Origin of the sequence: Nocardiopsis lucentensis DSM 44048 (genome assembly GCF_000341125.1) — a bacterium.
GTDB classification, from domain to species: domain Bacteria; phylum Actinomycetota; class Actinomycetes; order Streptosporangiales; family Streptosporangiaceae; genus Nocardiopsis; species Nocardiopsis lucentensis.
In genome coordinates this window covers 1-14,667 of sequence record NZ_ANBC01000659.1, presented here as the reverse complement: position 1 = coordinate 14,667, position 14,667 = coordinate 1, and the positions used below count along the sequence as shown (strand labels likewise).

The following is a 14,667-nucleotide window of genomic DNA, read 5'->3' as shown; positions in this document are numbered from 1 at the left end:
GCTCCCGGCGCCCACCGTGGCCGCGGTCGACGGCTTCGCCCTGGGCGGGGGCGCCGAACTGTCCTACGCCTGCGACATCCGTCTGGCCACGCCCGCCGCGGTGTTCGCCCAGCCCGAACCGGGGCTGGGCATCATCGCGGGCGCGGGGGCGTGCTGGCGGCTGAGGGAGCTGGTCGGGGCGTCGGTCGCCAAGCAGGTGCTCCTGGGCGGGTTCCGGCTGGACGCCGAGGCGGCCCTGCGGCACGGCCTGGTCGCCGAGATCGTGCCCGCCGAGGAGCTGCGCGGGCGGGCACACGCCCTCCTCGATCGCATGGCCGCCTCCTCGGCGTTGGCGCTGCGGATGACCAAGATGGTGCTGGACGCCGACGGGGCGCACCCGATCGCCGACGACCTGACCCAGGCGGTGCTGTTCGAGAGCGCCGACAAGCACGACCGCATGACCCGTTTCCTGGAGAGGAAGAAGCGTTGAGCAGCACCGACACGGGCGTGCCCGCGACCGTCGCCGTCATCGGCGGCGGCACCATGGGCGCCGGTATCGTCCAGCAGTTCCTCACCCGCGGCGCGGACGTCGTGCTGGTGGAGGCCACCGCCGAGGCCACCGAGGCGGGGCGGGGCCGGGTGGCCGCCGGCCTGGACAAGGCGCGCCAGCGCGGCAAGATCGACGCCGAGCCCGCCGCCTACCTGGAGCGGCTGACCACCGTCACCGACACCGCCGCCATTCCCACCGACACCGGCCTGGTCGTGGAGGCGGTCCCGGAACGGCCCGACCTGAAGATCGCGGTGCTCACCGCCGCCGAGGCCGCCGTGGGTGAGGAGACCGTCCTGGCCTCCAACACCAGTTCGCTGTCGGTGACCGACCTGGCCGCCGCGCTCAAGCGCCCCGGCCGGTTCCTGGGCACGCACTTCTTCAACCCCGTCCCGGCCTCCAAGCTGGTGGAGATCGTCACCGCCCCGGACACCGACGCCGGGGTCGTGGCCTCGGTGCGCGGCTGGGTCGGCGCCCTGGGCAAGACGGAGATCGTCGTGCGCGACGCCCCCGGGTTCGCCACCAGCCGCCTGGGCGTGGCCCTGGGGTTGGAGGCGATCCGGATGGTGGAGGAGGGCGTGGCCTCGCCCGCCGACATCGACACCGCCATGGAGCTGGGCTACCGGCACCCCATGGGGCCGCTGCGCCTGACCGACCTGGTCGGACTGGACGTGCGGCTGGCCATCGCCGAACACCTGGCCAGGGAACTGGGGGACCGGTTCACGCCACCCGAGCTGCTGCGCCGTAAGGTCGCCGAGGGAAGGCTCGGGAAGAAGACCGGGCAGGGCTTCCACAGCTGGGACGAGGGAGAGCAGGCGTGAGCGAACACAGGGCGGCGGAGTTCGAGGAGGCCGACGGGCTGGCCACGGTGCGGCTGAACAGCCCCGCGTTGACGGTCGCGGTCAAGGAGGAGCTGCTGGCGGCGCTACGCGCGGCCGCGGACTCGCGGACCGCGCGCGCGGTGCTGCTGCTGGGGTCGGAACGGGCCTTTTGCGTGGGCCAGGACCTGGCCGAGCACGCCCGCGTCCTGAAGGAGGAGCCCGGGAAGGCGCTGACCACCGTCCGGGAGCACTACAACCGGATCGTCCTGGCCCTGGAGGAGATCCGGGTGCCGGTCGTGGTCGGTATCGGCGGGGCCTGCGTGGGCGCCGGGATGGGCTTCGCGCTCGCCGGTGACGTGCGGATCAGCGCACGCCGGGCGAAGTTCGGCACCGCGTTCACCGGGATCGGCCTGGCCTCGGACTCGGGGCTGGCCTACCGGCTGGTGCGTTCGCTCGGCCAGGCGCGGGCGATGGAGCTGATGCTGCTGGGCGACGTGGTCGGCGCCGACCACGCGCTGGAGCTGGGGCTGGTCACCGAGGTCGTGGACGACGACGCCTGGGAGAAGCGCGCCCGTGAGGTGGCCGCGCGGCTGGCGTCGGGGCCCACCCGGGCGTTCGAGGCGGCCAAGCGCGAGGTGCGCGCGGCGGCGAGCGGCACCCGTGAGCTGCCCTCCCTGCTGGAGGAGGAGGCCGAGTTGCAGAACCGGCTGGGGGCGACCGCCGACCACGTCGGCGCGGTCAACTCCTTCCTCAACAAGGAGGCGCCGACCTTCACCGGTCGCTGACCTGCCCGATCCGGCCGCCGGGGGACTTGCCCGGGCGGCCGGATCGGTGGATACTAATTACTGACCGAACGTTCGGTTATGAATGGGGAGCGAGCAATGTCCACCGTGACGGCCCAGGCGCCGCCCGAGGGCGCCGACGTCCGCCAGGCGGAGTTCGACGCCAAGATCACCGCCGACCAGCGCATCGAACCGCGCGACTGGATGCCCGACGGGTACCGCAGGACCCTGGTCCGCCAGGTGTCCCAGCACGCCCACTCGGAGATCATCGGCATGCAGCCCGAGGGCGACTGGATCGCCTCGGCGCCCAGCCTGCGCCGCAAGGCCATCCTCCTGGCCAAGGTCCAGGACGAGGCCGGACACGGGCTGTACCTGTACGCGGCCGCCGAGACGCTCGGCGTGGACCGCGCCGACCTGACCGACCGGCTCATCGAGGGCCGCCAGAAGTACTCCTCGATCTTCAACTACCCCTCGCTGAGCTTCGCCGACGTCGGCGTCATCGGCTGGCTGGTGGACGGCGCGGCGATCTGCAACCAGGTGCCGCTGTGCCGCAGCTCCTTCGGCCCCTACGCCCGCGCCATGGTGCGCATCTGCAAGGAGGAGTCCTTCCACCAGCGCCAGGGCTACGAGCTGCTCATGCGCATGATGGAGGGCACCGACGCCCAGCGCGCGATGGTCCAGGACGCCGTCGACCGCTGGTGGTGGCCCTCGCTGATGATGTTCGGCCCGCCCGACGCAGACTCGCCCAACACCCAGCAGTCCATGGCCTGGCGGATCAAGCGCGACACCAACGACGACCTGCGCCAGAAGTTCGTCGACATGACCGTCCCGCAGGCCGAGCGGCTCGGCGTCACCCTGCCCGACCCCGAACTGGTGTGGAACGACCAGCGCGGCCACTACGACTTCGGCGAACCCGACTGGGTCGAGTTCAAGCAGGTCATCTCCGGCAGCGGCCCCAAGAACGCCGAACGGATCGCGCGGCGCCGGGCCGCCCACGAGAAGGGCGCCTGGGTCCGCGAGGCCGCCACCGCCTACGCCAGCAAGCACGCCCAGGAGGCCACGGTATGAGCAACCAGGAACCCGCCCACCCGTCACCCGCCACCGCCCTCAACGGACGGCCTTCGGCCGCAGCATCTCCCGCGCGTCCCGAGTGGCCGCTCTACGAGGTCTTCGTCCGGGGCAAGCGCGGACTCAACCACGTCCACGTCGGCTCCCTGCACGCACCCGACGACCGCATGGCCCTGCACAACGCCCGCAACCTCTACACGCGCCGCAACGAGGGCGTGAGCATCTGGGTCGTGCGCGCCGAGCACGTCACCGCCTCCAGCCCCGACGAGAAGGACCCCTTCTTCGAGCCCAGCGGCGACAAGGTGTACCGGCACCCGACCTTCTACCCCATCCCCGACGATGTCCCGCACATCTGAGCGGACGCCCGGGCGGGCGCCCGCCGAGGCCGAGGGTGACGGGACGAGACCGAGGAAAGCATGAGTGGCGACAACATCTACACGGCCCTGAGCGAGGAGCACGGCGGCGACGCCCGCTGGGCCTTCGGAACCGGGTTCACCGACGCCCTGGCGGGCGTGGACACCACCCTGCCCGAGGGGGTGGACGGACGGGACCTGGCCCTCTACTGCCAGATGCTCGGTGACGACGCGCTCGTCCAGGCGCAGCGGCTCATCCACTGGGTGACCGACGCCCCCGAGCTGGAGGAGGAGGTGGCCCTGGCCAACATCGCACTGGACCTGCTCGGCCAGGCCCGGCTCCTGCTCTCCCGGGCCGGGCAGGCCGACGGCACCGGCCGCGACGAGGACGCCTTCGCCTACCACCGCCCGGCCGCCCAGTTCCGCAACGTCCACCTGGCCGAGGCCCCCAGGGGAGACTTCGCCCGCGCCGTGGTCACCCTCCTGGCGCTCTCCAGCACCCGACTGGCCGTGTTCACCCGCCTGGCCGACAGCCGCGACCCCGTCCTGGCCGCGATCGCGGCCAAGGCCGTCCACGAACTCGCCTACCACCGCGACTACGCGGTCTCCTGGACCCTGCGGCTGGGCGACGGGACGCCCTACTCCCACGAACGCATGGCCCAGGCCGTCGCCGACGTGTGGCCCCTGACCGGAGAACCCTTCGCCACCCATCCCGCCGAGGCGCGTCTGACCGACCAGGGCGTGGCCGTGGACCCCGCGACCGTGCGCGCCGAGGTGCACGAGGTCCTCACCCAGGTCCTGACCACGGCCACCCTGGACGCCCCGCCCGCCTTCCCCGAACCGGTCCTGGCCGGACGCGAGGGCGAGCACACGCCCGAACTGGCCCCCCTGCTGGAGGAGCTCCAGAAGGTGGCCCGCGAGCACCCGGAGGCGACATGGTAACCACCACCAGGGAGGAGACCCGCGAACGCGCCCGCACGGCGGCCGCCGCGGTCACCGACCCCGAACTGCCCATGCTCACCCTCGCCGACCTGGGCATCCTGCGCGACGTGGCGGTCGAGGAGGACGGCACCGTCACGGTGTGGATCACCCCCACCTACACCGGCTGCCCCGCCATCGCCGAGATGCGCGCCGACGTGGACCGGGCCGTGCGCGCGGCCGGGTTCGACCGCGTGGACGTGCGCACCGCGCTCGCCCCGGCCTGGACCACCGACTGGATCACCGACGAGGGCAGGCGCAAACTCGCCGAACACGGCATCTCCCCGCCCGGGAGCGCGCCGAGGCGCGCGCCGGGACCGGTCCCGCTGACCCTGTCACCCACCCGGACCGTCCCGCGCTGCCCGCGCTGCGGGACCGCCGACACCGAGGAGCTGTCCCGGTTCGGCGCGACCGCCTGCCGGTCGCTGCACCGCTGCCGTTCCTGCCTCGAACCCTTCGAGCACGTCAAGGAGGTCTGACCGTGACCACAACCGCCACCGAGACCGCGGCGCCGCGCCGGGGCGCCGCGTTCCACCGGCTGCGGGTGGCCGACGTCGAGCGCCTGTGCGACGACGCCGTCGCCGTCACCTTCGACGTGCCCGACCACCTGGCCGAGGAGTACGCCTTCGCCCCCGGGCAGTCGCTGACCCTGCGCCGCGTGGTGGACGGGGTGGAGGAGCGCCGCAGCTACTCCGTCTGCTCGGCCGTGGGCCAGGCCCCCAGGGTGGGCGTGCGCCTGGTCCCCGGCGGCCTGTTCTCCGCCTGGCTCGTCAACGAGGTGCGCCCGGGCGAGGAGATCGAGGTGGGCGCCCCCACCGGCCGGTTCTGCCCCGACCTGACCACCTCCGGGCGGCACGTGATGATCGCCGCCGGGTCGGGCATCACGCCGATGCTGTCCATGGCCGCGTCGCTGCTGCGCGCGACCGACTCCCACGTCGTGCTGCTCTACGGCAACCGGCGCAGCGACACGGTGATGTTCGCCGACGAGCTGGCCGACCTCAAGGACGCCTTCGGCTCCCGGTTCGAGCTCGTCCACGTGCTCTCCCGCGAGCCGCGTGAGGCCGAACTGTTCACCGGCCGGTTGGACGCGGCCAAGTTGGAGCAGTTGTTGGACACGATCGTGGCCGCCGACGCCGCCGACCACTGGTGGCTGTGCGGGCCCTACGGCATGGTGACCGACGCGCGCGGGGTCCTGCGGGGACGCGGGGTGCCCGGAGAGAGGATCCACCAGGAGCTGTTCTTCGTCGAGGGCGACGAGCCGCCGCCCCAGTCGCGCCACGAGGAGCCCGGTGTGGAGGGTCCGTCCAGCGAGGTCACGGTCGTCCTGGACGGGCGCACGACCACGCTGACCCTGCCCCGGGGGGTGCCGGTCCTGGACGCGGCCCAGTGCTACCGGCCCGACCTGCCCTTCGCGTGCAAGGGCGGGGTGTGCGGTACGTGCCGTGTGAAGGTGTGCGACGGCGAGGTCTCCATGCGGCGCAACTACGCGCTGTCCGAGGAGGAGGTCGAGGCCGGGTACGCGCTCTCGTGCCAGGCGCTGCCCGAGACCGACGCCGTGACCGTGGACTTCGACTCATGAGCGGCGTCCAGGAGGGCCTCGGAACCGACGGGGACAACGAGACCGCGCGGCGGATGTTCGAAGCCGACCAGGCGTCCAAGAACCTGGGCATGCGGCTGGTGGCGGCTGGCCCGGGCACGGCCACGGTGGAGATGGCCGTGGGGCCGCTGATGGTCAACGGGCACGGCATCGCGCACGGCGGTTTCGTGTTCACCCTGGCCGACACCGCCTTCGCGTGCGCCTGCAACAGGGACGGGCGCGGGGTGACGGTGGCCTCCGGCGCCGACATCACCTTCGTGGCGCCGGTCCACGAGGGCGACGTGCTGGTGGCCACCGCCGTGGAGCGGACCGCCTACGGGCGCAGCAGCGTCGTCGACGTGACCGTCCGCCGGGGCGAGGACGTCATCGCCGAGTTCCGCGGACGCAGCCGCACCCTCAACGGCGGCTGACAGGACACGTGTGTGGGGCCGGGCCGGAGGGTCCGGCCCCACGTGTGTCGACGACGCGTACGGAGGGTGGAGGAGAAACAAACAAGGTTGTGAACAGTTGGATCCGGTGTGTAGGTTCCTCCTGTTTCCCCCCATTGTCGATTTCCGGGATCGATGCCCGGATAGAGACGGTTCCCCATGCCTCGTGCACTGAGCCGCACGGCCGCGCTCGCGGCCGCGCTGGCCCTGTCCCTGGCCACCCCCTCCCTCGCCCTGGCCGAGGAGAACCGACCGCCCGACCAGCCCGACACCGCCACCCTCACGGCCGACCACGAGCCCTGCTCCACCGACAGGGACGCGCCCACACTGCTCAACAGCACCGAGCTCACCCTCCGAGGTGTGTTCTCCGACCCCGACCGGGAGCTGGGCGGCACTCAGGTCAAGGGTGAGTTCGAGTGGACCCTGGACGGGGAGGAGACGCCGCTCGGCACCGCCGAGACGACCTTCATCTATCAGTACCCCGACCACGACCCCATCTCCCGCTCGGTCACCGCACGGGACCTGCCCGAGGAGGTCCTGTTCGGTTACCGCGCCCGCGCGCACGACACCGAGACCGCCGGGGTGTGGTCCGAACGCTGCTGGGTCGAGATCAGCACCGCCAAGCCCGAGTCCCCGCCGATGGTCACTTCCGAGGACTACCCGGACGACGACCGCTTTCACGGCGGCATCGGTCAGAGCGGCGAGTTCACGTTCGGAGCCAACGGCGTCGAGGACGCGGCCGCCTACGTCTACGACTTCTCCGGATCGTGCTCGACCCGGGTCGAACCGGAGACCCAGGGGGGTGCGGCCACCGTGACGATCACACCCGACAGGGCCGGTCCGCACAGCCTCTACGCGCGTACCGTCGACCCCTACGGCAACTCCTCGTCCTGCCGGGTCGTGTACACCTTCCTGGTGGCTCCGCCGAGCAACCCCGTCGCGATCTTCACCCTCAACGAGGGCGAGGGCGACACCGCTCAGGACAGCGTGCGGGGCTCCGACCGGACCGCCACCGCCGACGGCCCCCTGGAGTGGATCCGCGGCCGTGTGGGCGACAACCCCGGAACCGGCCACTACCGCAGGGAGGGCACGGCCGCCGACGTCACCGGCAACCCCCTGCGTACCGCCGGGCCGGTCGTGGACACCTCCGGCGCGTTCACCCTCTCGGTCTGGGCCCGCCTGGACGACATCTCCACCGACGGCGTGCTGCTGTCCCAGGAGGGCGACTTCACCAGCGGTTTCCAACTGGGCTTCGACGCCGACAGCGGTAGCTGGGTCTTCCAGCAGAGCGCCGGAGACACCCCGGGCGCCCGGTTCATCCACCGGGTCCTGTCCGAGGAACCGGCTCGCGTGGACGCCTGGACCCAGCTGCTCGTCACCCAGGACCCGGAGACCGGCCGTACAGAACTGTACGTCGACGGCGTCCACCAGGGAGGGATCGACCACGTGTCGGCCTGGCACCCCGAGGGCGCCCTCGTCATCGGCGGCGGCCTGGCCCCGAGGCGCACCGAACTCGGCTGGTTCGGCGCCGTGGACAACGTCATGGTCTGGGACCGCGCCCTGCGCGACGAGGTGTGGTACGACACCAGCACCGGGCGTTCCGAGGTGTGGGAGCAGGCTAATCAGCCCCTGGTCTCGGGTGGCGGCTGGGAACTGGGCGAGACCGAGGGCGAGACCGCCTCCGACGGCACTGACCACGGACTCGACGCCACCCTGCACGGCGACCCCGACACGGTGTGGAACGCCGCCTACGACGACTGGTTCTACCCCGCGATCGTTCTGGACGGCACGCGCTCGGAGCACCTGCGCTCCGACGGCCCGGCCGTGGACACGGGGCACAGCTTCGCTGTCTCGGCCATCGTCCGCCTGGACGATCTCTCTCAGGACGCGGTGGCGGTGTCCCAGAGCGGTGACCACACCAGCGCCTTCGCCCTGGGCTTCGACGCCGACAGCGGTAGCTGGGTCTTCGAGACGACGGCCGAGGACGCGGCCGACGCCCAGGTGCACCGGGTCGTCTCCGACACGTCCGCGCAGGAGGGGGAGTGGGCCCACCTGGTGGGTGCCTACGACCACACCGACGGCACCCTGTCGTTGTACGTCACCGCACCGTACACGTCGGTGACGACCGCCGACGCCGGGCCGGTCTGGAACGCCAGGGGTGATGTGCTCATCGGTGCCGTCGGCGCTGGAGACGGCATCGGCCGTCACTGGAGCGGGGGTCTGCGTCTCGTCCAGGTGCTCCAAGGGGTGCCCACGGAGACGGACGTGACCCAGCTCGGGTTCACGCTTCGCTGACCCCGGACATGGCTGTGGCCCGCGTCCCCCAACGCGGGCCACAGCCTGCGCGGCCGGACCCTCGGCGGCGACCGAGCGTTCGCGCGTGGCGCGTACGGCGCGTGAGGAGGGAATCCGCGGGCCCGGCGGATCTGGAACAGGAGTCGAACACGAGGCCACGGCCGCATATCGAAGCACCCGTTCCCGGAACCCGCACACCGTTCCCGGCGTCTGTCCCTGTGGCAAATCCCCGCACACTGAGGAGGCCGCGATGCGGCAGGTCAGTCGTCATTGAATCATCTCCGGGGCAGCTCTGGGAGCACTTCCCCTGCTCCTGTCCACCGGCTGCTCCTTCAACTTCAGCATCGGCGGCCCCTCCGCCGTCGACGCCGAGCAGGTCGCCGAGCGGTCGAGTGAGATGCTGGCCGAGCAGGTCGGCCAGACCCCCGACGACTTCACCTGCCCCCAGGGCCTGCCGGCGGAGGTGAGCGCCGAGATCCGCTGCACCCTCATGGACGGCGGAGTGAACTACGGCGTGACCGTCACGACGACCTCTGTGGACGGCACCAACGTCCAGTGGAACATCCAGGTCGACGAGCAGCCCATGTGACACCGGCCGGTGACCGTGCCGACCCCGGACATAGCTGTGGCCCGCGTCCCCCAACGCGGGCCACAGCCTGCGCGGCCAGGGTGCACTGAGTGCGGTCCGGCCGCTGGGAAGGCGGGTGGGCGTCTGAGTACGTGTCGGTAACCCCCATTGCCGACACGGGCACCAGCACCCGCGCATGGATTGTGGTGAACGCCCTCAGGTAGGTGAGTTGGGTGGACTTGGGGTCTCTCCGGGGTCCTTATGGGGCGCTTCACCTGTGAGAACGCTTCGTATGGGTCCAGTGTTCCCTACGCCCGCCCCGATTTTCGGCCGTGTCGGTAAAAACGAGGTGCGGAGTGAGCCATAACCTCCCTATGCTCGCTCGTCCGAGCGGCGAGAGGGAGGTGACGGTGTGCGCGACGTGCTGACGTTGTGGCGTCCGACGGGCCCGGAGGAGCTGGCCCTGGTCAGGGAGTCCGGCTGGCGGGCCTGGCCGCCGAGGCTGCCCGAACAGCCCATCTTCTACCCCGTCCTGAACGAGGACTACGCGGTCCGCGTCGCCCGGGACTGGAACCTACCCCGTGACGGCGAGGGTCACGTCACGCGATTCCACGTCGACGCGGCCTTCGCCGCCCGCTATCCGGTGCGTCAGGCCGGTGGCCGGACGATCCTGGAACTGTGGGTGCCCGCCGAGGAGCTCGACGGGTTCAACGCCCACATCCGCGGGCCGATCGAGCTGGTGCGTTCGTTCCTGCCCGAGTGAGCGGGCCGCCCAGGACGTCGATGACCTCGTCCAGGGCGTCGGCGAGCACGACGGGCTCACGGTCGGTACGGTCGTCGGAGTCGCGGCGCTGGTGGGGGACGTGCCGTCGGGGGTCGAGGGTGGTGGCCATGGGGGGTGCGGGCGCCCGGTCGGGCGGTCGGCGCCCTCCTCCTTCTCGTGTGCTCACGTTCTCCAGCCGCGCTCGGCCGCGTGACTCCCGGTGACCGTCGCGGTGTCCGCCGCCACCAGGATGACACGCCCCGGTGACGTTCGGTGGATACGGACGGTGCCTGTGGATGAACGGGCACCGTCCCGTACCCTCTCGGTCCCCGGCCCCGGTCCGCCGCGTCAGCGGGCCGGGACGTCCTCCGGAAGGAGCGTGGTGAAGTCCTCGGCGGTGGCCCCGCTCATCCCCACGAGGCGGCCGGCCTGCCGGGTGATCATCCGCTCCAGGACCTGGCGCGCGTAGCGGGCGTTGCCGAAGTTCGCGTCGCGCGCCACCCCGGAGAAGTGCTCGACCAGGGCGGACACCGCCTCCGGGGAGCACGCGTAGCCGGAGCCGCCCGCCATCCGCTCCACGATCGTGACCAGTTCGTCGTCGCTGTAGGAGGGGAACTCCACCCGGTGGTTGAACCGGGAGGCCAGACCGGGGTTGGAGTCCAGGAAGCGCTGCATCTCGCGGGTGTATCCGGCGACGATGACCACGACCTCGTCGCGGTGGTCCTCCATCAGCTTGACCAGGGTGTCGATCGCCTCCTGGCCGAAGTCCGACCCGCTGTCGCCCTTGGGCGCCAGGGCGTAGGCCTCGTCGACGAACAGCACCCCGCCCTTGGCCCGCTCGAACACCTCGGCGGTCATCTGCGCGGTGTGCCCGACGTAGCGCCCGACCAGGTCCGAGCGGGCGGTCTCCACGACCTGCCCGCCGGGCAGGACGCCCAGGGTGTGCAGCAGCCGACCGTACAACCGCGCCACCGTCGTCTTACCGGTACCGGGAGGGCCGGCGAACACCAGGTGGTGGCTCATCGGCGCCACCGGCAGGCCCATGCTCCTGCGCTGCTCCGACATCAGCAGCAGGTTGGCGAGGTCGTTCACGGTCTCCTTGACCTCGCTGAGCCCGATCATCGCGTCCAGTTCCTCGCGCAGGGCGGCCACGTCGTCCGCCGACGTGGCGGGCGCGGCCGCGTCCTCGATGTCCGGACCCAGGTCGGCGGGCATGAGCCGGGCCATCTCCGAGGGGTCGTCGGGCGCGTCCCCGCCCAGCCGGTAGGCCTGCCGGTCGATCATCGTCTCGAAGACCTTGCGCGCCTCGCGGCCGTTGCCGAACGCCGGGCCCTTGGGGACCCGCTCGAAGTGGGCGCCCAGCACCTCGACCGTGCTCTCGTCCATCACGTAGCCGTGCGCGTCGCACAGGAGGCGGACGATCTCCACGAGTTCGTCCACCGCGTAGTTCTCGAACTCGATCGTCTTGCTGAAGCGCGAGGCCAGACCGGGGTTGGCGGCCAGGAAGCGCTCCATGTCCTCGGTGTATCCGGCGACGATGACCACGACCTCGTCGCGGTGGTCCTCCATCAGCTTGACCAGGGTGTCGATCGCCTCCCGACCGAAGTCGGGGCCGCTGCCGCCGCCCTCCGACCCGGCGGAGAGGGTGTAGGCCTCGTCGACGAACAGGACGCCGCCCTTGGCCCGTTCGAACACCTCGGTGGTCTTGATCGCCGTCCCGCCGACGTACTGCGACACCAGGTCCGCGCGCGCCACCTCGACGACGTGGCCGTAGCGCAGGACGTCCAGCTCGGCGAGGATCCGGCCGTAGAGCCGGGCCACGGTGGTCTTACCGGTGCCGGGCGCGCCGCCGAAGACGAGATGGCGGCTCATCGGCGGGGTCGGCAGCCCCATCTCCGCGCGTCGCTTGGCCATCTGGTTGCGCTTGACGAGCGTCTTGACCTCATGCTTGACGTTGCCCAGCCCGACCAGGCCGTCGAGTTCGGCGAGCGGGCCCCCCGACTCCTCGGCGTCCTCGGCGCCGGTGTCGTCGTCGGAGGGGGCGGCGGAGGGGTCGGCCGCCGGCGCGGGCAGCGAGGCGCCGGCGTCCTCCCCGTAGGCGTCGGGGACGCCGTTGCCGTGGCTGAGGAGCTCCTCGGCCCGGACCCGTTCACTCCGCACGGTCTGCCGCAGGCCCGAGCGCGCGTTGTCGCGCACCGAGCAGTCCTCCACGACCACGTCCTCACGCGAGTGGACCAGGACGCCGTCGCCCGCGTTGCCGAACATCTCGCACCGCCGCAGTGAGGCGGCCCCACCCGCGGCCACCAGCACCCCGTTGCGCTTCCCACCGTAGATCCGGGAACGGAGCACACTGGCCTCGCCCTCGTTCTGGACCGAGATCCCGTCGCCCCTGCACGAGGAGACGTCGCAGTCGCGCAGGTCCGCCTTGGCGCCGGCACCGACCGTGACGCCGGTGTCGCGGCTCTCGCTGATCTGCAGTCCGGTGAGCAGCGGGCGGGATTCCCCGGTCACGGAGACGGCGGCCTTGCCGGTCCGCTCCAGGGTCACGTCCTCCAGGCGCCCGTGGCCGTTGCCGAGGAACTCCACGCCCTGGCCCCGGGTGTCGGTGACGGCGACTCCCCTCAGGAAGGGGGCGCAGTCCTCGACGACCACGCCGGGCCCCTGGCTGCCGGTGATCAGGCCGCGGTCGAACTCGACGGTGCTCCCGCCGCGCAGCCGGGTGCCGGTTCCGCCGCGCACGGTCAGTCCGATGAAGGCGGTCGAGGCGCCGTCCTCGGCGACCAGGCTGTCGCCCTTGGCGTCGATCACCTCGCACTCGGTGAACTGTCCCCGGGCCCGTCCCGTCAGGTGGACGCCCGCCTCCTCGGCGCGTGTCACCGTGACGCGGGAGAACTGGGGATCGGAGCCGTTGTGCACCGTCACGCCCCGCTTGCCGACGTCCTCGATGACGCAGTCCTCGATCATCGGGCGGGCGCGGCTGGAGACGGTCAGCCCGTCGCTCGCGGTGTGGTGCACGTGGATGCCGCGCAGGGTGGTGGCGCAATCCTCCTCCAGCGCGATCGCGGGCTTCTTGACGTCCGTGATGGCGCAGTCCTCGATGACGCCCCCGGCCTGGCCGCTGGCGAACACCCCGTTGCCGCCCGCGCCGCGCAGGGTGCAGGAGCGGACGGTGGGACGGCCGTGTTCGCCGATGACCAGGGCGCTGGTGTCGACGTCCTCGACCACGCAGTCCTCGATGATGGTCGACTCCGGCGAGGTGACCACGACGCCGGCCCCCGCTGAGCAGGTCACCCGGCTCTCGCGCATGGCGAGGGCGCCGTTGCCGCGCACCGACACCGCCGTCCAGGCGGCGCCGTCGACCTCGCAGTCGGCCATCTCCAGCTGCCCCGCGGGGATGTCCACCGCGGGCCGGTCCTTGTCGCGGCCGCGCAGGATGAGGCCGGAGAGTTTGACCGCCTCCGCCCCGGACACCACCGCGCTCGCGGAGTCGGAGCTGATCTCGACGCTTCCCCGCCCGTCGCGGGCCACCAGCGTGACCACCTTGAGCAGGACGAGGTTCTCCGCGTACCGCCCGGGGGCGATGGTGATGAGCGCGCCGTTCCTGGCCGCCTTGACCGCGTCGGTGATCGTCCTGTGCGCGTCCGGTGCGACGTTGAGGAGCTGCCTGGCCATCGGTGTGTCTTCCAATCTCGTGTACCGGCCCCCAGGCGGTGGCCCGGTGGTTCGGGCGGAGCGGCCGATGGGGGCCGCCCCGCACGGTGGCGGCGTGGGTCAGGAGCAGGTCGTGCGCATCACCGACGCGGCGACGTGCGAACTGGCGTGCTCCTGGTCGGCGAGCGGGTTCTCGCCGGCGTTGGTCAGCTGGACGGTGAACTGCTCGGTCGGCGAGGTGAAGCCGGTGACCTGCACCCAGGCACCGCGCACGTTCGACTGCGTCACCCCGAAGACGGCGATCGCGTCGCCCTCGGGTACGGGGCCGGAGAAGATCTGGTACTTCGCCTCGGTCTCGGCGACCCACAGCGGGCTCTCGTCGTCGGGCACGAAGACGTAGATCTCGCAGGTCGCGTCCGGGTGGCCGGGGGTGAACGACCAGTACGCGTACTGCCCGTCGCCGTAGGAGGCGTCCCCCGACACCGGGACGGCCTCGTAGTCGCCGCCGCAGCCCTCCTGGCCGTAGCCGCCGGGGCGGGTGGCCCAGCTGGAGGTGCCCTCGGCGCTGTCCCAGCGGCCCGCCCGGTCGTAGGCGGCGCCGGGGGAGGACAGGCAGCCGGGCCCGGTGATGGCGGAGTACGGTTCGGGGGCGGCGGCGCCGTTCGCCTCGACGGTGTCCTCCAGGATGGAGCCCCCGCCCCCGTCCGCCTCGGCCGCCGTCGCGGACCCTTCGGCGGTTTCCCCGCCCTGGTCGGCGAGGGTGCCCGGGGTGTCCTCGGTCGGCTGCTGCGACGTGTCCGGCGCGGTCTCCCCGGGGGTGTCCTCGTCCGCTGCCGC

Annotated in this window: 13 protein-coding genes and 1 pseudogene; 12 read left to right on the top strand and 2 right to left on the bottom strand. The window is 72.0% G+C overall.

Annotation, left to right across the window (positions count from 1 at the left end; all coding sequences use genetic code 11):
- From D471_RS0123255 to D471_RS0123200, 12 genes are all read left to right on the top strand, one after another.
- The coding region (locus D471_RS0123255) for an enoyl-CoA hydratase/isomerase family protein (protein WP_017600842.1) at positions 1–469 on the top strand (469 nt) is incomplete at its 5' end.
- Positions 466–1,347 (top strand): 3-hydroxyacyl-CoA dehydrogenase family protein, encoded by an 882-nt coding sequence (locus tag D471_RS0123250; RefSeq protein WP_017600841.1) that lies wholly within the window; start codon positions 466–468, stop codon positions 1,345–1,347. The genes D471_RS0123255 and D471_RS0123250, both read left to right, overlap by 4 nt.
- Positions 1,344–2,132: an enoyl-CoA hydratase/isomerase family protein gene (locus D471_RS0123245; RefSeq protein ID WP_017600840.1), complete on the top strand. Its 789-nt coding sequence runs from the start codon at positions 1,344–1,346 to the stop codon at positions 2,130–2,132. The genes D471_RS0123250 and D471_RS0123245 overlap by 4 nt, the downstream gene beginning before the upstream one ends.
- 96 nt (positions 2,133–2,228) lie before the next feature.
- Positions 2,229–3,197 (top strand): 1,2-phenylacetyl-CoA epoxidase subunit PaaA, encoded by a 969-nt coding sequence (gene paaA / locus D471_RS0123240; RefSeq protein ID WP_017600839.1) that lies wholly within the window; start codon positions 2,229–2,231, stop codon positions 3,195–3,197.
- Positions 3,194–3,553, top strand: coding sequence for a 1,2-phenylacetyl-CoA epoxidase subunit PaaB (paaB, locus tag D471_RS0123235; protein ID WP_017600838.1), 360 nt, complete (start codon positions 3,194–3,196; stop codon positions 3,551–3,553). The genes paaA and paaB overlap by 4 nt, the downstream gene beginning before the upstream one ends.
- 60 nt (positions 3,554–3,613) lie before the next feature.
- Positions 3,614–4,492 (top strand): 1,2-phenylacetyl-CoA epoxidase subunit PaaC, encoded by an 879-nt coding sequence (gene paaC, locus D471_RS0123230; RefSeq protein ID WP_017600837.1) that lies wholly within the window; start codon positions 3,614–3,616, stop codon positions 4,490–4,492.
- Positions 4,486–5,007: a 1,2-phenylacetyl-CoA epoxidase subunit PaaD gene (gene paaD, locus D471_RS0123225; RefSeq protein ID WP_017600836.1), complete on the top strand. Its 522-nt coding sequence runs from the start codon at positions 4,486–4,488 to the stop codon at positions 5,005–5,007. Before paaC ends, paaD begins: the two co-directional genes overlap by 7 nt.
- A 2-nt stretch (positions 5,008–5,009) precedes the next feature.
- Positions 5,010–6,107, top strand: coding sequence for a 1,2-phenylacetyl-CoA epoxidase subunit PaaE (gene paaE / locus D471_RS0123220; RefSeq protein ID WP_017600835.1), 1,098 nt, complete (start codon positions 5,010–5,012; stop codon positions 6,105–6,107).
- A complete protein-coding gene (gene paaI / locus D471_RS0123215) occupies positions 6,104–6,535 on the top strand; it encodes a hydroxyphenylacetyl-CoA thioesterase PaaI (RefSeq protein ID WP_017600834.1) in 432 nt (143 codons plus the stop codon). Before paaE ends, paaI begins: the two co-directional genes overlap by 4 nt.
- 177 nt (positions 6,536–6,712) lie before the next feature.
- Positions 6,713–8,848, top strand: a complete 2,136-nt coding sequence (locus D471_RS0123210) for a LamG domain-containing protein (protein ID WP_017600833.1) — start codon at positions 6,713–6,715, stop codon at positions 8,846–8,848.
- Positions 8,849–9,122: 274 nt separating this feature from the next.
- Entirely contained in the window at positions 9,123–9,437 is a 315-nt protein-coding gene (locus tag D471_RS38660) for a DUF4333 domain-containing protein (protein WP_338045358.1), read from the top strand.
- A 391-nt stretch (positions 9,438–9,828) separates the two neighbouring features.
- Positions 9,829–10,179 carry a hypothetical protein gene (locus D471_RS0123200; protein ID WP_017600831.1) on the top strand — a complete coding sequence of 117 codons (351 nt, stop codon included), beginning with the start codon at positions 9,829–9,831 and terminating at the stop codon, positions 10,177–10,179.
- Positions 10,180–10,527: 348 nt separating this feature from the next.
- Here the strand turns inward: D471_RS0123200 and D471_RS0123195 are convergent, their stop codons facing one another.
- Together D471_RS0123195 and D471_RS40405 are read right to left on the bottom strand one after the other, a co-directional pair.
- Entirely contained in the window at positions 10,528–13,851 is a 3,324-nt protein-coding gene (locus tag D471_RS0123195) for a right-handed parallel beta-helix repeat-containing protein (protein ID WP_017600830.1), read from the bottom strand.
- A gap of 99 nt (positions 13,852–13,950) precedes the next feature.
- Positions 13,951–14,667, bottom strand: a pseudogene (locus D471_RS40405) (hypothetical protein); the annotation flags it as partial.

Bases quoted from the DNA above. Each gene is read 5' to 3' on its own strand.
- D471_RS0123210 (WP_017600833.1), top strand. From the start codon at position 6,713: ATGCCTCGTGCACTGAGCCGCACGGCCGCGCTCGCGGCCGCGCTGGCC.
- paaC (WP_017600837.1), top strand. From the start codon at position 3,614: ATGAGTGGCGACAACATCTACACGGCCCTGAGCGAGGAGCACGGCGGC.
- paaB (WP_017600838.1), top strand. From the start codon at position 3,194: ATGAGCAACCAGGAACCCGCCCACCCGTCACCCGCCACCGCCCTCAAC.
- paaI (WP_017600834.1), top strand. From the start codon at position 6,104: ATGAGCGGCGTCCAGGAGGGCCTCGGAACCGACGGGGACAACGAGACC.
- paaD (WP_017600836.1), top strand. From the start codon at position 4,486: ATGGTAACCACCACCAGGGAGGAGACCCGCGAACGCGCCCGCACGGCG.
- D471_RS0123195 (WP_017600830.1), bottom strand. From the start codon at position 13,851: ATGGCCAGGCAGCTCCTCAACGTCGCACCGGACGCGCACAGGACGATC.
- paaA (WP_017600839.1), top strand. From the start codon at position 2,229: ATGTCCACCGTGACGGCCCAGGCGCCGCCCGAGGGCGCCGACGTCCGC.